Origin of the sequence: Mesorhizobium sp. NZP2077 (genome assembly GCF_013170805.1) — a bacterium.
In the GTDB taxonomy this organism is placed as follows: domain Bacteria; phylum Pseudomonadota; class Alphaproteobacteria; order Rhizobiales; family Rhizobiaceae; genus Mesorhizobium.
In genome coordinates, this window is record NZ_CP051293.1 from 5,920,010 (window position 1) to 5,938,454 (window position 18,445).

Here is an 18,445-nt window from a genome sequence, read left to right on the forward strand (position 1 = left end):
CGCTCTGCCGTCGGCACCGTTGCTCAAGCGGTCTCCAACCGTCCATCCACCATACGAAGTATGTGATCAGCCGCACCCAGCGGCAGTGCGGCGTGCGTGGCAAGAATGACGGTGCGGCCGGCCGTTGCCGCGTTGACATCGGCCAGGAATGCCAGCTCTGCTTCCCGGTCGAGACCCGATGTCGGCTCATCAAAGGCGAGGATATCCGCTTGCGACAGCAACGTCCGCGCCAGGCAAAGACGACGTGCCTGGCCGACGGAGAGGGTTCGCCCCGTCTCGCCGACAAATGCGCCGAGTCCTTCGGGCAGCCCACGCACGAAATCTGCAAGTCTGGCACTGGCCAACGCATGCCAGAGTGCGGCGTCGTTTGCATCGGCACGGCCAATCAAGAGATTTTCGCGGATGGTCCCCAGCACAACGGGCGAGTCCTGGCTCAACAACGAAACCTTCTCGTGCAGATCCCTCTGGGCGACGGTGCGAATGTCCACGCCGCCGATGGAGATCGTGCCGGCCTGTGGGTCGTACAGGCGCAACAGCAGAGCAAGAACGGTCGATTTTCCCGAACCGCTCGGGCCGATGATTGCGACGCGGCTGCCTTGCTTCACGGACAGATCGAGGCCACGCAGCACAGGGCGTCGACGGTCATGGCCGAAGACAACGCTTTCAAAGCGCACGTCGCCGCTGGGCAAGGGATCTGGACGGGCGGGGTCATTGACCATCGGCCTGGCTGTCGAGATGGCCTTGAGCCTTGCGGCGGCAGCTGCGGATACGCCCAATCTGGCCACGCCGCGGACGACCGCGCCGGTTGCCTCGAAGCTGGCAATAGTGCCCAGCAGCAGACCGGCGAGCAACGGCCCGCCGATCGTTCCGGCGTGAACGGCTACAATGCCGAACCAGAGCACGCTGATCATCGCAGCACCGGCAAGCGCCTGGGTGACTGCTGCCGCCAGCGAGCCGGCCATCCCCAGTCGCCGCCGCGATGCGGCGAGCCGTGCCGCCGAGCCAGCGAAGGATGCCCTCGCGGTCGCGGTTTCGCCAAAGGCGATCAAGTCGGCATGACCGTCAATGCCATCCAGCACGGCGATGCGTGCGGCAGCGGACGCCTCGACCAGCTCCGTCCCCATGCGACGGGATGCGAGGATCAGCACAGCCGGCACGCCCAACACCGCGAAGCCAACCAATATGGCATAGGAAACGCCCGCCGCCGGGATGAAAACCCAGAGCGCGGTCGCCATGGCCGACCCGAGCAAGAGCGCGGCGAGCATGGGGCCGATGGCGACGAGAAATACAGTATCCAGCGCATCGACGTCGGCGGTCAGGCGGCTGACGAGATCGCCGTGGCGAAGGCCGCGGTCGGCCAGCGGCACGCGCGGAAACAGGCTGGCAAACAGCCATCCCCGCAGATCGGCAAGAAGGCGCAAGGTCGTATCGTGCCCGAAGACCTTCTCGCCATAGCGCGACAGGATGCGAATGAAGGACAGCCCGCGTATCAGCGAGGATGGACCAAACAGGTTGAAACTCGCGGCCGCCGTCGTCAGCGCCGCGGCCGTCAGGAACCAGCCGGAGACAGAAAGAAGCGCGATGCCGGCGGCGAGCGTGATGACGGACAGCAGCAGCGTCCACGCCAGTCGTGCGGCATGGCGCTGGAACAGGGGGCGGAAGAACCAGAATGCCGTCATGCCACGCTCCTCAACGCCACTGCTGGCCGCGCGGCACGCACATGCGGCCCCGGCAGGACTTTAGCGCCAACAATCCTGTAAACGCTGTCCATGCGGTCGGCGACAGCCGCCGAATGGGTTGCAACGATCATCGTCCGGCCGGCGGCGAAGGCCATCAAGGCATCGAGCACCTGAGACTCGGTCTCGGCATCGAGATGCGCTGTGGGCTCATCCAGGAGGATGAGCCCGGGATTGCGCAGGAAAATCCGGGCGAGCGCCACGCGATGCGCCTCGCCACCCGAAAGCCCGACCCCGCCCTCCCCGATCAGCGTATCGAGGCGATCCGGCAACTGTGTTGCGAAAGGCAGGACCGCGGCGCGCTCGGCGGCGTCGTGCACTTCGGCATCGCTGGCTGAGCGACGACCCAGCCTGATGTTTTCGGCAATGGTGCCATGTAACAGGCGGGGTCTTTGGCCAAGAAAGGCGACACCCGCCCGCAAGTCAGACTCGGCAGCAGCCATCAAGTCCCGACCGTCCAGCCGGATCATGCCGTCGAACTCCCGCATGCGGGCAATGGCCTCGAGCAGCGTCGACTTGCCGATGCCGCTCTCGCCGGCCAGCGCCACATGCCGCCCTGCGGGGATCAGGAGCGACGTTTTGTCGATGACAAGACGGCGAGAGTCAGGGGTGCGCAAGGTAATGCTGTTCATATCCACGGTGATTGGCGCGGCAAAATGGGTGTCTGAGGTCGGCTGGACGACTGCGTTCGGCACGTCGAATTCCGGCAGGCCGCCGAACTGCCTGGCCAGTTCGGCCACGGCCGCTTTGGCGGCGGCACGGTCATGATAATGCGCCGCCAGCAACCGCAATGGCTGATAGACTTCCGGCGCCATCAGAAGGCAGAACAGCCCGGCCTGGAGTGTCAGCGCCGAAGGGCGAAGATCGACAAAACCGAGGAAAGTCAGACCGACATACAACGCCACGCCGGCCACTCCGAGCGCCGCGAAGAACTCCAGGACGGCGGACGACAGAAAGGCGATCTTGAGGACAGCCAGGGTGCGCAGGCGCAGATCCTCGCTCGCCAGCATCACCGAGCGGGTCTCGCTCTCGGCCCGGCCAAGAAGCTTGAGCGTCACAATGGCGCGCAAGCGATCGGCGAACAGCCCGGACAGGCGCGTAAACGCTTCGGCTTGCGCCCGGCTGGCGGCTTCGGCGCCCCAGCCGACCAGCGCCATGAAAAGCGGAACCATCGGTGCGGTGACAAGAAAGAGCAGGCCCACGACCCAGTCGAAGGGCAGAACAATGACGGCGAAGGCGAGCGGCAGGATCGCCGCCTGCGCCATCGCCGGCAGGAAGCGGACAAGGAAACTGTCCAGGGATTCGATCTGGTCGATGATCGCCGAACTCAGCGCGCCCGATGACCGGGCGGCCGTCCAGTCGGGCCTGTGATCCAGCAAGGTTGCGTGAAACGCCGATCGCAGAAAGAACTTGATGCGCTCAGCGGCCACGATGCCGCAGCTTTCCCCGACAATCGCAAGCCCGATACGAACGGCGAAGAGGCTGGCAATGCCAAGGACGGGCGTCAGCAGAGCATGCGGCGAAGCGCCTTCAACGATCGCGCGATGAACAACCGAGGCAAGCAGATAGGCTTGCCCGATAAGCAGCAGCCCGGAAATCAGAGGCAGTGTAATCGCGACTGCCATCGGCGCGCGCGCGCGCCGCCACAGACGCATCATCCAGCGCCCCTGGTCGCGGATGGCGTCGACTTGCTTTGAATCTGTCTGCTGCATTCCGATTGCCCTGATGTCGCTACGCATGTCGTTAGCTCTTTTGCCCGCAGGCGCGGCGGATCGCTTTGATCGACATCAATGCCGTGCGCATCGCCACGGCGTAGCCGAGGAGACGCCCGGCAAACGACCGGCATCAATCGAGGCAGGCAGGCATGATCGATTTCACCGTTGTCGACCTTTCGCGGCTGCAGTTCGCGGCCACGGCGATGTACCATTTTCTGTTCGTGCCGCTGACGCTCGGCCTGTCCTTCCTGATGGCCATCATGGAGAGCGTCTATGTCATGACCGGCCGCGATATCTGGCGGCGCATGACGCTGTTCTGGGGCACGCTGTTCGGCATCAATTTCGCCATGGGCGTCGCGACGGGCATCGTCATGGAATTCCAGTTCGGCATGAACTGGAGCTACTACAGCCATTACGTTGGCGACGTTTTCGGCGCCCCGCTCGCCATCGAGGGGCTGATGGCCTTCTTCCTCGAGGCGACGTTCATCGGCCTGTTCTTCTTCGGATGGGACAGACTGCCGAGGGTCGGCCACCTCGCCGTCACCTGGCTGGTCGCGCTCGGGGCCAATTTCTCGGCCCTGTGGATTCTGATCGCCAATGGCTGGATGCAGAACCCCGTCGGCTCCGTCTTCAATCCCGACACGATGCGGATGGAGGTCACCGACTTCATGGCCGTGATCTTCAATCCGGTGGCGCAAGCCAAATTCGTCCACACGGTAAGTGCCGGCTACACGACAGGCGCCATGTTCATGATGGCCATCAGCGCCTTCTTCCTTCTGCGTGGAAAGCACATCGAACTCGCCAAGCGGTCGATGGTGGTCGCGGCAAGCTTCGGCCTCGCCTCGGCGCTATCGGTTGTCGTGCTTGGCGACGAGAGTGGCTATGTCGCGACCGAACAGCAAAAGATGAAAATCGCCGCGCTGGAAGGCATGTGGGATACGGAACCCGCGCCCGCCAGCCTCACGCTCTTTGCCATTCCCGGCAAGGCCGGCAACAGGTTCGAGGTCAAGATCCCCTGGGTTCTGGGCCTGGTCACCACGCGCAGCCTAAACACCGAACTCCCCGGCATCCATCAGCTGGTCGATCACGCCGAACAACGCATCCGCAACGGCATCATCGCATCGGCCGATCTCGACGCGATCCGCAAGAACCCAACCGACAAGGTGGCACGCGCGGACTTCGCACAGAATTGGCGCGACCTCGGCTATGCGCTTCTGCTCAAGCGCTATCGTGACGACGTCCAGGCTGCAACGCCCGAGGACATTCACAAGGCCGCGCTCGATACAATTCCCGACGTCGCCACCCTGTTCTGGAGCTTCCGGATCATGGTCGGGCTTGGGTTCTACATGATCCTGTTCTTCGCCACCGCCTTCCTGCTGAGCGCCCGCAACAAGCTCGGCGAGAACCGCATCCTGCTCAGGATTGCGCTATTCAGCCTGCCAGTCCCCTGGATCGCGATCGAGTCGGGCTGGCTGGTGGCGGAATATGGCCGGCAGCCCTGGGCAATCGAAGGCGTGCTTCCCACCTTCTACGCTGCGTCGGGGCTGACCCTGACGGACCTCGCAATCAGCCTGGGTTTCTTCCTGACGCTCTACACCAGCCTTCTGATCGTCATGGTCATCTTGATGGTCAAGACCATCAAGGCAGGCCCCGGCCCGCAAGATGTCCCCGCCGATGGCGTGGGTGGCGCGGTCCAAATCCCCCAGGGCGCATTCGCCCATCCCGATCGCTGAGCGAGGAGCCCGCAACCATGAACACGATCCCCCTTGATTACGAAACCCTCAGGCTGATCTGGTGGCTTCTGCTTGGCGTCCTCCTGATCGGCTTTGCCGTCATGGACGGTTACGATCTTGGCGTCGGCGCGCTTCTGCCGTTCGTCGCCCGTTCCGATGATGAAAGGCGTGTCCTGATCAACCTGCTTGGCCCGACCTGGGAAGGCAACCAGGTCTGGCTCCTCCTGGGTGGCGGCGCCATCTTCGCAGCCTGGCCGGCACTCTATGCCGCATCCTTCTCCGGCTTCTACCTGGCGATGATCACAGTGCTGCTGGCGCTGATATTGCGACCGGTCGCATTCAAGTTCCGCGGCAAGATCAAGGATCCGCGCTGGCGTGCTACCTGGGACTGGGCACTGTTCATCGGCGGCTTCGTGCCGGCGCTGATCTTCGGTGTCGCGGTCGGCAATGTCCTGCTTGGCGTCCCCTTCAACCTCGATGCCACGCTCAGGCCCTCTTACGCCGGCAATTTCTTCGGCCTGTTGCGGCCCTTCGCGTTGGTGTCGGGTCTGCTCAGCGTCGCCATGCTGGTCACGCACGGCGCCGTTATCATCGCGGCACGGACCGAAGGCATGGTCGCTCTGCGAGCAAGGGTCTATGGCCGCTATGCCGCTGTCGCCAGCGTCGTCCTGTTCGCTCTTGCCGGACTATGGGTGTCGTTCTTGATGGATGGCTATGTGGTCACCAGCGCGCAGGATCATTTTGGCCCGTCGAATCCGCTGGGCAAAATGGTGACGACGGGCACCGGCGCATGGCTCGCCAACTATGGTGCCCATCCGTGGATGATGATTGCGCCTGCCCTCGGGCTGCTTGGTCCGCTCGTCGCCTATGCCGGTTTGAAGGGCGACGCCTGGAAAACGTCGCTACTCGGCAGCACCCTGGCCATCGTCGGCATCATCTCCACGGCCGGCCTGTCGCTGTTTCCCTTCCTGCTGCCGAGCTCGCTCAATCCCAATGCAAGCCTGACAGTCTGGGATGCGTCCTCCAGCCACCTGACCCTGTTCGTCATGTTGCTGGCGACCATCGTCTTCCTGCCGCTGATCATCGCCTACACCGCATGGGTCTACCGCGTCATGCGCGGCACCGTCACGGCCACCTCGATTGGCCGCAACCCGAACGCCTACTGAAGGATTTGAAAATCATGTGGTATTTTTCCTGGATCCTCGGGGTCGGTCTCGCCTGCTCCTTCGCCATCCTCAACGCCATGTGGTTCGAGATGCGCGAGGACCGCCGCACTGTAGCCGTGCAAGCAGCCAGACCCGGCATCGGCCGCCACGATCGATGAGCGCCAAAATCAATGGTCATGATGGCCGGAGCACATCGTATCTTTCCGTATGGTTCCGCGACCGCGTACAAGATTTCGGCTATCTCCCTGCCCTTCTCTCACGACAGTTGTGGACGTCCGCGCTCGGCGCTGCGACCGTGGCGCAATCGACCAGCTAATCCGCCAGCGGCCGCTCCCTGTCGAGCGCGTTCAAATCTTTTGCACCAAGTGCGACAGGAGTTGCTTGGATGAGTTTGAGCGACTTGACCATCCTCACCGTCGCGGTCTTGTACTTCTTGAAATGAGCGGATTCCAAATGCGAGCGGTATGCATCTGTATCGCGATAGATCTCGAAAACTCTCACATGGGAGGGATTTTCCCTTTCAGCCACGGCATACAACACAAAGACTCCGGTTTCTTCGCTCACAGCCGTCGCAATCTGCTCCTCGACTGCAACTTTATAGTCCTCGAACTGGGCGGGATCGATTTCGAGCTCCGCTATCTGCACATAAAGATCTTGCATCTTCCCCCGCCTGTCCTTCACGGGGCGGGGGTGGAGCGCCTCGTGTGCCCTTCATGATTCCATTCCTTCCTTGTGTGACGGCGCCGACCGGCCAGCGTCGCAAAGCCGGGCGCGTGATCATCGCGATCATAAGGTTTACGACCTTAAGCCTCAACGCGTTTCGGCAACTCGGAGACCAGAGCATCGATTGCCCGTCGTGACCGCAGCGGCGGCTTGTGCAATGAATGGACTCAACCGCAAAACCAATCGATGAATGCTCGGAGTTTTGGCGGCTGATTGCGTGTGGGATAGTACAGCTTGAACTGGACAGGACTCGGCTCGAATCTTGTCAAAAGCTCAACCAGTTCACCTGCCTCGATGGCGGGTATCTCCGTCGCTCTGAAGAGTTGCGCGATACCAAGGCCCGAGCAAACCGCAAAGCCGAAATGGTGATTGTCGTCGAACACCAGTCGCGGCGGCGGATCGAGACGAAAAACCTGATCGTCGACGTTGAAGGTCAACGGCTCCAATCGCTGGCTCCCCGGAAACCTGTAACGGATAACCTGGTGGTTCCCCAGATCATTTGGATGCTGAGGGGTGTCAAAAGCTTCCAGGTAGGAGCGCGAGGCCAGCACTGAGCGGCGAAGAGGTGGACCGATGGAGCGAGCGATCATATCCATCTCCAGCGTATCTTGAAAACGGATGCCGGCGTCGAAGCCACCAGCTACGATATCGGACAATCGATCGTCTGTTGTGAGTTCAATTGTGATGTCCGGGTAGTGCCGGACGAAGGCGGCCAATCGCGGCAAGATGCAGACCTGAGCCGCCAGCCGCGACAGGTTGATCCGCAGATTTCCCGCCGGCCGCTTCCCAACCGTCCGAACCCGATCGAGTGCGTCCGCGATGTCACTGAACGCTCGGTCCGTGTTTTCAAGCAGGAGGCGGCCCGCCTCGGTCAGCCGGACACTACGGCTTGTGCGCTCGAAAAGCCGGACCCCGACAAGGGATTCGATCTGCCGAATCTTCTGCGACACCGCAGACGGCGTTATCCCCAACGGGCCGGAGGCGGCGGTGAAGCCATTGGTCGTGGCAACCATGCGGAAGGTCGGCAGCAGCGAGAAAAGATCAGGTGCCATCGTTAAGTCCTGCTTCAAGGCTCTTGAAGCATGCCCCAACTCGAATTCACGATCAAGCAGGAGCATTTAGAGAGCATCTTTCAAACTTGGAGCTAAAAATATGACCGATGATTTTGCCCTAAAGGCACGGCCGAACGGCCTGACAAACGCGATCGATGTTGCGATCGAGGACGCCCTGGCAGAGGGCCGCATCGTTGGTAGCGTCGTGCTCGTCGCCCAAGATGGCGAGATCGTTTACGAGCGGGCGGCGGGCCTTGCTGACCGTGAGACAGGCAGGCAGATGCAGGTCGAGACGCCCTTCCGCTTCGCTTCCGTGACGAAAGCCTTCACAACCATGGCCGCGTTGAAATTGATGGAGGCCGGACGTCTGTCGCCCGAAGACAGGGTGACGAAGTATCTGCCGGGGTTTACGCCTCGTCTCGCCGATGGCCTGATCGCCGATATCAGAATCGGTCAGTTGATGGCGCATACGGCCGGGTTGGACTACCGCAACCAGCAAGCTGCCGATGGACCCTATGCCCGTGCCGGGGTGTCGGACGGTCTTGATGAGAGCCGGGGCTCACTGGAAGCAAATCTCGCCCGTATCGCTAACGTGCCGTTGGATCGCATTCCCGGCGAGGGCTGGCGGTACTCCATTGCGACGGACGTTCTGGGCGGCGTGATTGAGGCAGTCACCGGCACGACCCTTGACGGCGCGATCAGCACTCTGGTCACAGAGCCGCTACAATTGGGTGCGGCGTTTCATTGGCCCGAAGGGGACATTGCCGTGCCTTACCACGATGGCTCACCGGCGCCCGTGCGGATGACCGTCGGTGTCGAGGTGCCGCAGCGCTACATTGAGGGCCCCGGCGTTCGCTTCGATCCGGAGCGCATTCGGGATGCGACCGCTTGGCCCTCGGGCGGAGCGGGCATGGCCGGCCGCGCGCGCGACGTGCTGACCCTGCTTGAAGCGTACCGCACCGGCGCTTTCCTGGGCGAGGATCTGCGTGAAGCGGCGAGGATGCCCAGAGTCGGCGCGGAGGCTCAGGCGATGGGTCCGGGGTGGGGGTTTTCCTGGCTGGGCGCTGCCCTGATCGACCCCGCTTCCACCGGCAGCAACTGGGGCAAAGGATCGGTTTCCTGGGGCGGAACATATGGCAATTGGTGGGGTATCGATTTTGCCAGGAGGAGAAGCATCATCTCGATGACGAACACCGCCTACGAGGGAATGTCGGGCAGGTTCGCGCAGAGCATCGCGGCGGCGACCGCGATGCCGCTCTCGTAGCTCTGCCACAGAGCGTGATCGGACAGACGGCAAAGCTACGGCCTCAAGCCTCCACGCGTTTCGGCAACTCGGAGACGAGGGCATCGATTGCCAGTCGTGACCGCAGCGGCAAATATTGAGTGGCCGGCCAGACAGCGTAGCACTCCATCGATGCGCTTGGACGATTGGCCCACAATGCAACGAGAGAGCCGGCGAGCAATTCATCGCGGATGAGCCAGTGGGGAACCCAGGCCAGACCCATACCGTCGACGGCGGCGTTAGCGATGGCCTCGAGGTCATCGAACCGAAGCCGCGACGTCACCGAGACGTCGATGAGCTTGCCGCTTGCGTCTGGGAGTTGCCAGGCTTGTCCATGATCGGCGCGCCAATAGAGCAACGTGTCATGGGCTGCCAGATCCGCAATTTCATCGGGAGCGCCCTTGGCGGCCAGATATGCGGGCGCGGCACAGAGGACCTTGCGTTGGCTGGTGATGCGCCGCGCTTGCAATCCAGCACCGTTGCCCAAGACACCGTTGCGAACCGCGAGGTCCACGCCATCGGCAATCAGATCGACCTGCCTGTCGCTGAAGCTCAGATCGAGTTCGAGTTGGGGGTGCTCGCGAGCAAAAGCGAGAAGAACAGGCGCTACGCAATAGCGACCAAACAGCACCGGCATGGAAACACGCAGCCTTCCCACGACGTCGCGTCTTCCCGATTCGAGAAGGGACTCACCAGCCCGCAGTTCCTCCATCGCGCGCAGGCACCGCTCGTAATATTGCTGGCCGTCCTCCGTCAGATTTTGCGTGCGGGTCGTCCGGTGAAAAAGGCGAACACCGAGCCGTTCTTCCAGCCGTGCGATGGACTTTCCGACGGCTGAGCGAGTGAGCGCAAGCCGTTCGGCAGCCTTGGCAAACCCACCCGCTTCAACCACCTCAACGAATACCGGCACGCCGTCAAATCGATTGCGCATCTAGCGGCTGATCCCAGCAAGGGCATGAACATTGTAGAACGGTGGGAACCAAAAACGGGAAGAACTGTCGCCACTGCTAATGCTCATTCTACGCTAAGAACAAAAACACGCCAACGATTTTGGATGGTCGCGGCCATGCACGGCATTGTTGCGGCCGGCAACAGCGATCTGGAGACCGCTGCCTATATGCGTCGGCGCATTGCCCAGACCGTGAGCCGACTTGAACCCGCTTGATCGGCATTTCCCCAACCCAGGAGCCCTAGCATGAAACTGCTTTGCCTCGACGTCCCCCAGCCCGGCGCCACCATGGAGCGGTATCAACCGCACATGACAGACGAAGTCCGCCACACTTGGCAGGCCTACAAGAGCGGCATCGTGCGCGACATCTATTTCCGCCAGGACCGTCCGGGCGTGGCCATCATCGCCGAATGCGACTCGATCGAAGCCGCCAAAGAGGCTCTGAGCGAGTTCCCGCTGGCCAAGGCCGGGCTCATTGACTGGGATGTTATCCCGCTTGGCCCTTTCCTCAATTGGGAAACGCTGTTCGCGTCCGGAAACGCCTGAGACTTCGTGAAGTCAGGTAGCGCTTCGTGGCCCGCCGGGTGGGGGGGCCACAGCAGGTTTCGTCACGCGCTTCGACCGCGCCTGGATCGACAAGGAATACGGACAATGAAAGTGCTGGGCTATTCCGCACCATCGGCCACCGGGGCTCTTGAGCCTTTTGCCTTCGAGCGGCGCGTGGCGCGGCCCGATGATGTCATGATCGACATCCTCTATTGCGGCGTCTGCCATACGGACTTGCACATGGCCCGCAATCACTTTGGCTTCACGACCTATCCCATCGTTCCCGGCCACGAGATCATCGGAAGAGTTCGACAGGTCGGCGAGAAAGTCAGCCGCTTCAAGGCGGGTGACATGGTCGGCGTCGGCTGCATGGTCGACTCATGCCAGCATTGCCAACCCTGCCTCAAGGGATGGGAGCAGGACTGCGCCGAAGGCGCGACCTTTACCTATGCCAGCATCGACAGGCATGATGGCAGCCCGACCTATGGCGGCTATTCCGACATGATCTTGGTGTCGGATAAGTTTGTCCTCGCCTTGCCCGATGGACTCGACCCGGCCGGGGCCGCGCCGCTCCTATGCGCCGGCATCACCACCTGGTCGCCGCTCCACCGCTGGAATGTCCATGAAGGCAGCAAGGTCGCCGTGATCGGTCTTGGCGGCCTCGGCCACATGGCGCTGAGGCTCGCCAAGGCGCTCGGCGCCGACGTCACGCTGTTCACACGGTCAACCGGCAAGGATGAAGACGCCTTCCGCCTCGGCGCCGATCATGTGGTGCTGTCGAGCGATCAAGCGCAACTGGCGGCCGTTGCCGGCCAGTTCGACGTGATCATCGACACAGTCCCCTACGACCATGACGTCAACCCGTACATGCAGACGCTTGCGCTGGAAGGCGTGTTTGTCCTGATTGGCTATATGGGGCCGCTTGGCACGCCCGTGAACGCCGGGGGCGTTGTGCGCGGCCGTAGGGCGATCTCGGGATCATTCATAGGCGGCATCGCCGAGACCCAGCAGATGCTCGATTTCTGCGGTCAGCACGGCATCGTCTCGGATGTCGAGATCATTCCGATCCACCAGATCAATGAAGCCTATGAGCGCATGTTGAAGAGCGACGTGAAGTATCGCTTCGTCATCGACATGGCCTCACTCAAATCACGAGGAACATGACAGTGCCAGACAATATCAAGCCCATTCTTTGTGTCGTCACCAGCCACCCGATCCGCGGCGACAGCGGCGAGCCGACGGGCTTTGCCATGGTCGAGCTCACGCATCCGCTTGCCGTGTTCCGCGAGGCCGGCATTCCGGCCGAGATCGCCTCGATCCGCGGCGGACATCCGCCGATCGATTTCTTCGACCTCAAGGATCCGATCAACGACCGCTTCTGGCACGACCAGGAATTCCGCGACGCGCTCGCCCACTCGCTGATCCTAGGCGAACTCGACCCGTCAAGCTATTCGGCGGTTTTCTTCGCCGGCGGTCACGGCACGATGTGGGACTTTGCTGACAACGTGGCTGTCCAGCGCGTCATCCGCGATATCTACGAAGCAGGCGGCATCGTGTCCGCCGTCTGCCATGGCCCGGCCGCGCTGGTGAACGCGAGGCTTTCGGACGGCAGCTATCTCGTCGCCGCCAAGAAGGTCGCCACCTTTACCGACGAGGAGGAGGCGGAAGTCAAGTACACGAAAGTCGTGCCTTATCTGCTCGCGACCACTCTCAAGGAGCGGGGCGCGCTGCATCAGCCGGCGCCGAACTGGACGGAGAAGGTGGTTGTCGACGGTCGCCTGATCACCGGCCAGAACCCAGCGTCCGCGCACGGCGTCGGCCAAGCCGTCGTCGATCAGCTCACCGCAAAGTCCTGAGCGCCACTGTCCGGGCCATTTGGACGCAAGGCGGCTCTGCCTCGGCAGGGCGGGCCGCTGTCAAGCCAACGAGAATGGCCGCAAGTGTTAGGAGGAGCAGAAATGAAGATCATCGCGATCGAAGAGCACGTCCTTCCCGATGACGTGCAACATGCGTGGAACACCATTCCCGGCGCTGATGACGGAACACTCGGGCTCAATCCCGGAATCCTCGGCAACCGTCTCGCTGATCTTGGCGAGCAGCGCCTGGCGTTGATGGACGAAACAGGTGTCGACGTGCAGGTCCTGTCCCTGACGACGCCCGGCCTCAACAACCTTGGGGATCACGCCGTCGATCTGGCCCGCCGGGTCAACGATCTCCTGGCTGAAACCGTGGCCTCGAAGCCATCACGCTTCCAGGCACTGGCAGTGCTTCCATCCGCGAGCCCAGACACAGCCGCGCAGGAACTCGAGCGCTGCGTCATGGAGCTCGGCTGCAAGGGCGCCATTCTCTACGGCCGCGTCGGTGAGAAAAATCTGGACCATGCGATCTTCGAACCGACATTCGTGTGTGCGGCGAGGCTGGGTGTCCCGCTGCTGATCCATCCCCAGATTCCGCAGATGAGCGTTCGCAACGCCTATTACGCGGGGTTCAGCGCACCGATTGACCTTGCCCTGTCGACCTTTGGTCTTGGATGGCATTTCGAGGCCGGCATCCAGTTCGTCCGCGTCGTCATGGCCGGGGTGTTCGACCGATATCCCAACCTTCAGATGATTCTTGGCCACTGGGGCGAAATGGTAATCTTCTATCTTGAGCGGCTTGCAATGCTCGATCGGGTGTCGGGGTTGCAGAGGCCGTTTGTCGAGTATGTCCGCAACAATCTCTATCTGACCGCCAGCGGCATGTTCAGTCCGGCCTATCTGCAGCAGGCGGTCACCGCCGTCGGTCCCGCCCGCATCCTGTTTTCGACGGACTATCCCTACCAGTATCGCCCGGGAGGCGACGCGCGGCGTTTCGTAGAAGATCTGACGCTCGACAGCACCGATAAGGCGAAGCTTGCCCACGAAAACTGGGAGCGTTTGACCAGGAATCCGGGCTCGGAACCTGGCGCGATCCTGTCCGGCGCGTAGCCTGACCGGTTTGCCGATCATAGAGGTGTGCACATCGAAAAGCCTAAGGCTTGGTCGGCGCACCTTTCGATTCATCAGAAGGACGCACGATCTTGAAGCTCACAGAAAACACAATCCTCATCACAGGCGGCGCGACCGGCATCGGTTTTGCGCTTGCCCGACGCCTTTCAGAAAAAGGCAACCAGGTCATCATCTGCGGCAGGAACGAAGCCGTTCTTGATAAGGCGCAGAAAGAAGTGCCGGCGTTAATCACCCGCATCTGCGATGTCGCCGATACCAAAAGTCGCCGGGCGATGGTCGATTGGCTGAAAGCGAACCATCCGGCCCTCAATGTGGTTATCAACAATGCCGGCGTTCAGCGTCGGCGCGACTTCAACAGGGATCCGGAGGTCGACACTCTCGATCAGGAAGTGGCGATCAACCTCACGGCGCCGATCCATCTGATCGCCGAGCTGCTGTCGACCCTCAGGCAGCACGAGCATGCATGCATCATCAATGTCAGCTCGGGACTGGCCTTCTCGCCGATGGCGGACGTCCCCGTCTATTGCGCCACCAAGGCTGCCATTCACTCCTTTACGCTCAGTCTGCGCCATCAGTTGAGGTCGACCGGAATCCGGGTGGTCGAGATGGCTCCACCGATTGTCGATACGGGTCTCGGTGGCAATACGCGCAGTGCGGGGACAGCCAACCGCATGATGGTCAGCCCGGACGAATTCGCCACGGAAGCGCTTGCGCAACTCGAAACGGACAAGGACGAGGTGCTTGTCGGTACCTCCGCCCAAACGCGCCAGCTGGGCGAAGCCTTGTTCGAGCGGATGAACAGCAGCTCCTGAGCCACCGTGGGATTGCCGTGCGGGTCTCGGCAATCCCCCTCGTACGCCCGCGCCTTAAAGGTTCTATTAGCCATGTCTGCGGGCCGGACAGCGGAACGAATGGTGGCGTGGGCGTGCGCTGAAAAACGTTCAGGACCCCGATTGCCGCCGCTCTCGCCCAAAACTTGCCACCGCTGAACGGCGGCGCGCGCTTACAAAGTCACTACACCTCCGCCAAGGACAAACCCCGGCCGAGGCGCCCTACGATGGCACTTTGCCTGTGTTTTCTTAGCCTCGCAGGTGTGGCCTTAAGTCGCAAACTATTGGCCTCAGAAGCGGGGCGTCGGGCTTCATTGACGGCGCGACAAGCACCATATGGTGATCCAAAGCCCTCCAAAACGAGAGAAGCTCGCCCGACGTCGCACTGCGGTCGTCAGCCTGCGATGGCTATGAACTAAAGGAACCTGGAAAACATCATGCCTAAAAATATCAGACTAACGTCGAGAGACGTCCCCCTCATTCAGCTCGGCGTATATCAGTGCCGCTTTCCGGTGAGCGAAGACCCGTCAGTACCTGGCGGCTACCGTTTTTGTGCCGGGCCAACTTCGCCTGATCGCGTCTACTGCGATCACCACCACAGCATCGTGACTGCCGTCGACCCTCGTCGAGCCCGCTCGGGTCTCCATTTGCCCCAACGGCGCGCCGCGTAGACTACGTCTTGTTGGGCTGAGCCCTCCGCGCGCTGGCAGTCGGCGTCACCTCATCGGCTGTGACGTTGTCCTCAAATCTCTTTTGGAATTCGGCAACCCCGTTTCAGTCAACGAAGCGCGTCCTGTCAGACTTGAGGACGACGTTGGCGAACTCGGGCATTTCCAGACCTTGGCGCACCTTGGCATCAAGATCCTGCTCGGCCGCCTTGATGGCGGCGAGCCGCGCCAGCACGGTCCTGGCATCCAGGCGGGGCACCACGGCGACGCCATCGCGGTCGCCGACCAGTATGTCTCCCGGCGAGATAGTCACACCTCCCAGCACCACCGGAAATCCGACTGTGCCTGGACCATTGCGCGCCGGCGAGTTTGCGCTGGCCCCGGCACAGTAGACCGGCAACCCGACCGCTTCGATCCCGACAACATCGCGCACGAGGCCATCGGTGATGAAGCCGGCAACCCCCTTGTTTCGCGCCATGCCGAGAACGAGATCCCCAGTCACCGCCGCACCGGCAAAGCTGTCGGTGGCCGCGACGATGATGTCTCCACTTGCAGCGACATCCAACGCCCCAAACAGCGCGAGATTGTCGGAAGGGCCGCAGTAACAGGTCACGGCGACGCCGACGAGCGTAACCGCACCTGGCGATAGCGGCTTGATCGCATGGTGCAACGCCCCTCGCCCGCCCATGGCGTCGACGACTTGGCTAACGGATACGCCCGAAAAGGCACGGATGATTTCTGCTGCAGGCCGTTCGAAACGGCGCTTGATGGTGAGCAGCGGCGGGTCTTCAATCATGTGGCGGCCTCGTACCCTGAACGAACGAAAGACAGTCTGGCCCGAGGTCGCCCAGGCTCCGCGCGCCCATCAGTCCCATGACCCGGTCGATCTCCTTACGGTAGAGTTCAATCACGTGTCGCACCCCCTCTTCGCCGGCGACCGCGAGTCCCCATAGCTGCGGCCGGCCGATCAGACAGCAGGAGGCGCCGAGCGCCAACGCCTTGACGACGTCGGAGCCTCGCCTGATGCCGCCGTCAATCAGCACCGGAATGCGACCGTCCACAGCCGCGACGACTGCCGGCAGCGCGTCCAGCGACGCGGCGGCGCCGTCGAGCTGGCGTCCGCCGTGATTGGACACGATGACGCCGTCGATTCCGCGCGCCACGGCCTCCGTGGCTTCGCCGGGATGCAGGATGCCCTTCAGCAACAACGGTCCGGACCAAACTGTGCGCAGCCAGTCGACGTCGGCCCAAGAGAGCCCGGGGTCGAGCAGTGACGCCATGCGGCCCGCCAGCGCGCCGACCGTCGCGGTCTCACCCGGACGCGCGTAGTTGCCGAACGTCAGTTTCGGGAGCCGGGTGCGCATACGCAGCAGCCACGCCGCCTTGGTGGCGGCCGCCAGTGTCCCTGCCACCCCGAAGCGCGGCGGAATAGCAAAACCGTTGCGGATGTCGCGTTCCCGGTTTCCGAGCATCTGGTTGTCGATGGTGAGCACCAGCGCGCCGTATCCTGAGGCACTCGCCCGATCCACCAGTTCTCGGGTGAAGCCGCGATCGGTATAGACGAATACCTGCATCCACTGCGGGCCGGTTCCGGTGGCCGCTATGTCCTCCAGTTTGCACACCGAGCCGTGGCTCGCGCAGTAGAAGGTGCCGGCGGCTGTCGCTGCACGGGCTGCCGCGCACTCGCCGTCGGGCCAGAATAGACCGGCCAGGCCGGTTGGCGCGATGCCGAGCGGGATAGCAAGCTTCGCGCCGAAGAGATCAAGGGAGAGATCTCGTGTCGCTGCGCCGTTGAGGGGTCGCGGCAGAATAGCAACCTCGTTGAAGGCCTGCTCGTTACGGCGCAGCGTTCGCTCATCCTCGGCGCCGCCATCGGCGAAGTCGAACACCGGGCGCGGCAAGGTCCGACGCGCGGCGTCGCGGACCGCTGCCACGCTGTACAGGCGCTTCAGCGCTGCCGTTGAAGCAGGCGATACCGCGACGCCGGCACGGCCGTTGACCAAAGGGTCTGCGTTCGAGACAGTCGAGGAGCTACTCACGGTTTCTTACCGCAGATGCGACCGTGGTGCGTCGGTCCTCCGCCCCCCGGAACACGCACACAGCAGAGCGTGCCCTCGAAGGAGGGAGCGCTGCCCGTCGCCAACGCGCCGGCATTTGTCACCCAAAGCATCTCGCCCGAGAAGACGCAGTTGGTCGTTGCCTTGCCGCAGACGAAGAAACCTTCCGCTGTGCCGTCGGGCTTCAGCACATGAATGCCGTTGGCGGCAATATCTGTGACATAAAGGCGGCCATCGGCTCCGACCTTCAGCCCGTCCGGGATCGGATTGGCCCCAGGCAAGCGGCCAAGGTCTTCGACGCTGCCATCCGGGCGCTGCCGCTTGACGCGGCCTGTATAGGACTCGCCCCAAACGATCGAGCCGTCGGCCTCGATCGCTACTCCATTCGGGAAGGTCGGCTCGTCGAAGCCAAGAGCAAGGTACGCACTGCCATCGGGTTTGACGGCAAAGATGTAGCTGGGGTCCGGGTTCCCCGGGTTGTATGTGCCGGGATCACTGAAGATAAGCCGGCCATCAGCAGCAAATACGAGATCGTTTGGACCATTGAGCCGAATGCCCGCAACTTCGGTCAGCAGGACTTCCGGCTTTCCGCCTTCGGCAACTCGCTGGATCGATGGCGTTGTCATCTCCGCGGCCCGCCAAGGTCCGGTCGTGCCACCATTCTGACAGACATAGAGCAGGCCATCCGAACCGAGAACGCATGCATTCGGCGCTCCCGCAACATACGCGAACTGCCGAGCAGTTCCTTCACGATCGATGGCGGTCAGCTGGCTGCGATAGCTTTCGACGATGACAACGCGCCCATCAGAGAGCATAGTCGGACCCTCGGGCCAGCCGAGGCCAGTCGCGACAACCTCGACTGCGAGCTTTTCAACCTCCTTCATGGTGCGATCTCCAGACCGGCAGCCTATCAAGATTTGTCGGGTATAATCCAGCCGTCTACGCATTCGTTGAATACATTGTGCGGCGATTGCAGGCATCGATGCATGGCCGCTTGGGGC

17 protein-coding genes are annotated in these 18,445 nt (G+C 62.4%); 9 read left to right on the forward strand and 8 right to left on the reverse strand.

From position 1 onward, the window contains the following. Nucleotides 1–23: 23 nt before the first annotated feature. Together cydC and cydD are read right to left on the reverse strand one after the other, a co-directional pair. Nucleotides 24–1,679 (reverse strand): thiol reductant ABC exporter subunit CydC, encoded by a 1,656-nt coding sequence (gene cydC / locus HGP13_RS29505; RefSeq protein ID WP_172232392.1) that lies wholly within the window; start codon nucleotides 1,677–1,679, stop codon nucleotides 24–26. Continuing rightward, nucleotides 1,676–3,448: a thiol reductant ABC exporter subunit CydD gene (cydD, locus tag HGP13_RS29510; protein ID WP_210266327.1), complete on the reverse strand. Its 1,773-nt coding sequence runs from the start codon at nucleotides 3,446–3,448 to the stop codon at nucleotides 1,676–1,678. The genes cydC and cydD overlap by 4 nt, the downstream gene beginning before the upstream one ends. Nucleotides 3,449–3,600: 152 nt before the next feature. Here cydD and HGP13_RS29515 point away from each other — a divergent pair, with 152 nt between their 5' ends. From HGP13_RS29515 to cydX, 3 genes are read left to right on the forward strand one after another with little or no spacing between them, the layout of a single operon-like run. Next, on the forward strand, nucleotides 3,601–5,184 hold the full coding sequence (locus HGP13_RS29515; RefSeq protein ID WP_172232395.1) for a cytochrome ubiquinol oxidase subunit I: 1,584 nt from the start codon (nucleotides 3,601–3,603) through the stop codon (nucleotides 5,182–5,184). 17 nt (nucleotides 5,185–5,201) lie between these two features. Continuing rightward, nucleotides 5,202–6,350 (forward strand): cytochrome d ubiquinol oxidase subunit II, encoded by a 1,149-nt coding sequence (cydB, locus tag HGP13_RS29520; protein WP_172232398.1) that lies wholly within the window; start codon nucleotides 5,202–5,204, stop codon nucleotides 6,348–6,350. 14 nt (nucleotides 6,351–6,364) lie between these two features. Beyond that, complete coding sequence (gene cydX, locus HGP13_RS29525; RefSeq protein ID WP_172232401.1) at nucleotides 6,365–6,508, forward strand: cytochrome bd-I oxidase subunit CydX; 144 nt, start codon at nucleotides 6,365–6,367, stop codon at nucleotides 6,506–6,508. 154 nt (nucleotides 6,509–6,662) lie between these two features. Here cydX and HGP13_RS29530 read toward each other — a convergent pair whose 3' ends face one another. Together HGP13_RS29530 and HGP13_RS29535 are read right to left on the reverse strand one after the other, a co-directional pair. Beyond that, complete coding sequence (locus HGP13_RS29530) at nucleotides 6,663–7,010, reverse strand: antibiotic biosynthesis monooxygenase family protein (protein ID WP_172232404.1); 348 nt, start codon at nucleotides 7,008–7,010, stop codon at nucleotides 6,663–6,665. A 230-nt stretch (nucleotides 7,011–7,240) separates the two neighbouring features. After that, the gene (locus HGP13_RS29535; RefSeq protein WP_172232407.1) at nucleotides 7,241–8,191 is read right to left on the reverse strand and encodes a LysR substrate-binding domain-containing protein; all 951 of its coding nucleotides are present in this window, start codon (nucleotides 8,189–8,191) and stop codon (nucleotides 7,241–7,243) included. Nucleotides 8,192–8,225: 34 nt separating this feature from the next. Here HGP13_RS29535 and HGP13_RS29540 point away from each other — a divergent pair, with 34 nt between their 5' ends. Next, a complete protein-coding gene (locus tag HGP13_RS29540) occupies nucleotides 8,226–9,389 on the forward strand; it encodes a serine hydrolase domain-containing protein (protein ID WP_172232410.1) in 1,164 nt (387 codons plus the stop codon). 43 nt (nucleotides 9,390–9,432) lie between these two features. Here the strand turns inward: HGP13_RS29540 and HGP13_RS29545 are convergent, their stop codons facing one another. Next, on the reverse strand, nucleotides 9,433–10,338 hold the full coding sequence (locus HGP13_RS29545; protein ID WP_172232413.1) for a LysR family transcriptional regulator: 906 nt from the start codon (nucleotides 10,336–10,338) through the stop codon (nucleotides 9,433–9,435). 264 nt (nucleotides 10,339–10,602) lie between these two features. Between HGP13_RS29545 and HGP13_RS29550 the strand changes: the two genes are divergently transcribed. The 5 genes from HGP13_RS29550 to HGP13_RS29570 all read left to right on the forward strand — a co-directional run bounded on the left by HGP13_RS29550 (nucleotide 10,603) and on the right by HGP13_RS29570 (nucleotide 14,701). Continuing rightward, nucleotides 10,603–10,902, forward strand: a complete 300-nt coding sequence (locus HGP13_RS29550) for a superoxide dismutase (protein WP_172232416.1) — start codon at nucleotides 10,603–10,605, stop codon at nucleotides 10,900–10,902. Nucleotides 10,903–11,007: 105 nt separating this feature from the next. Beyond that, entirely contained in the window at nucleotides 11,008–12,066 is a 1,059-nt protein-coding gene (locus HGP13_RS29555) for an NAD(P)-dependent alcohol dehydrogenase (RefSeq protein ID WP_172232419.1), read from the forward strand. Then, nucleotides 12,063–12,758, forward strand: a complete 696-nt coding sequence (locus tag HGP13_RS29560) for a type 1 glutamine amidotransferase domain-containing protein (RefSeq protein ID WP_210266328.1) — start codon at nucleotides 12,063–12,065, stop codon at nucleotides 12,756–12,758. Before HGP13_RS29555 ends, HGP13_RS29560 begins: the two co-directional genes overlap by 4 nt. Before the next feature lie 102 nt (nucleotides 12,759–12,860). Continuing rightward, nucleotides 12,861–13,868: an amidohydrolase family protein gene (locus HGP13_RS29565; RefSeq protein WP_172232425.1), complete on the forward strand. Its 1,008-nt coding sequence runs from the start codon at nucleotides 12,861–12,863 to the stop codon at nucleotides 13,866–13,868. Nucleotides 13,869–13,960: 92 nt separating this feature from the next. Next, complete coding sequence (locus HGP13_RS29570) at nucleotides 13,961–14,701, forward strand: SDR family oxidoreductase (RefSeq protein ID WP_172232428.1); 741 nt, start codon at nucleotides 13,961–13,963, stop codon at nucleotides 14,699–14,701. 792 nt (nucleotides 14,702–15,493) lie between these two features. Here the strand turns inward: HGP13_RS29570 and HGP13_RS29580 are convergent. The 3 genes from HGP13_RS29580 to HGP13_RS29590 are packed head-to-tail and all read right to left on the reverse strand — an operon-like array spanning nucleotide 15,494 to nucleotide 18,424. Beyond that, nucleotides 15,494–16,183 carry an RraA family protein gene (locus tag HGP13_RS29580; RefSeq protein ID WP_172232434.1) on the reverse strand — a complete coding sequence of 230 codons (690 nt, stop codon included), beginning with the start codon at nucleotides 16,181–16,183 and terminating at the stop codon, nucleotides 15,494–15,496. Then, a complete protein-coding gene (locus HGP13_RS29585) occupies nucleotides 16,176–17,390 on the reverse strand; it encodes an alpha-hydroxy acid oxidase (RefSeq protein WP_172232437.1) in 1,215 nt (404 codons plus the stop codon). Before HGP13_RS29585 ends, HGP13_RS29580 begins: the two co-directional genes overlap by 8 nt. A gap of 32 nt (nucleotides 17,391–17,422) precedes the next feature. Continuing rightward, entirely contained in the window at nucleotides 17,423–18,424 is a 1,002-nt protein-coding gene (locus tag HGP13_RS29590; protein ID WP_172232440.1) for an SMP-30/gluconolactonase/LRE family protein, read from the reverse strand. Nucleotides 18,425–18,445 lie beyond the last annotated feature (21 nt).

Coding starts and splice junctions, on each gene's coding strand:
- HGP13_RS29555 (WP_172232419.1), top strand. CDS start 11,008: ATGAAAGTGCTGGGCTATTCCGCACCATCGGCCACCGGGGCTCTTGAG.
- HGP13_RS29565 (WP_172232425.1), top strand. CDS start 12,861: ATGAAGATCATCGCGATCGAAGAGCACGTCCTTCCCGATGACGTGCAA.
- HGP13_RS29540 (WP_172232410.1), top strand. CDS start 8,226: ATGACCGATGATTTTGCCCTAAAGGCACGGCCGAACGGCCTGACAAAC.
- HGP13_RS29560 (WP_210266328.1), top strand. CDS start 12,063: ATGACAGTGCCAGACAATATCAAGCCCATTCTTTGTGTCGTCACCAGC.
- HGP13_RS29550 (WP_172232416.1), top strand. CDS start 10,603: ATGAAACTGCTTTGCCTCGACGTCCCCCAGCCCGGCGCCACCATGGAG.
- HGP13_RS29545 (WP_172232413.1), bottom strand. CDS start 10,338: ATGCGCAATCGATTTGACGGCGTGCCGGTATTCGTTGAGGTGGTTGAA.
- HGP13_RS29580 (WP_172232434.1), bottom strand. CDS start 16,183: ATGATTGAAGACCCGCCGCTGCTCACCATCAAGCGCCGTTTCGAACGG.
- HGP13_RS29535 (WP_172232407.1), bottom strand. CDS start 8,191: ATGCTCCTGCTTGATCGTGAATTCGAGTTGGGGCATGCTTCAAGAGCC.
- HGP13_RS29590 (WP_172232440.1), bottom strand. CDS start 18,424: ATGCCTGCAATCGCCGCACAATGTATTCAACGAATGCGTAGACGGCTG.
- cydX (WP_172232401.1), top strand. CDS start 6,365: ATGTGGTATTTTTCCTGGATCCTCGGGGTCGGTCTCGCCTGCTCCTTC.
- HGP13_RS29515 (WP_172232395.1), top strand. CDS start 3,601: ATGATCGATTTCACCGTTGTCGACCTTTCGCGGCTGCAGTTCGCGGCC.
- cydD (WP_210266327.1), bottom strand. CDS start 3,448: ATGCAGCAGACAGATTCAAAGCAAGTCGACGCCATCCGCGACCAGGGG.
- cydC (WP_172232392.1), bottom strand. CDS start 1,679: ATGACGGCATTCTGGTTCTTCCGCCCCCTGTTCCAGCGCCATGCCGCA.
- cydB (WP_172232398.1), top strand. CDS start 5,202: ATGAACACGATCCCCCTTGATTACGAAACCCTCAGGCTGATCTGGTGG.
- HGP13_RS29530 (WP_172232404.1), bottom strand. CDS start 7,010: ATGCAAGATCTTTATGTGCAGATAGCGGAGCTCGAAATCGATCCCGCC.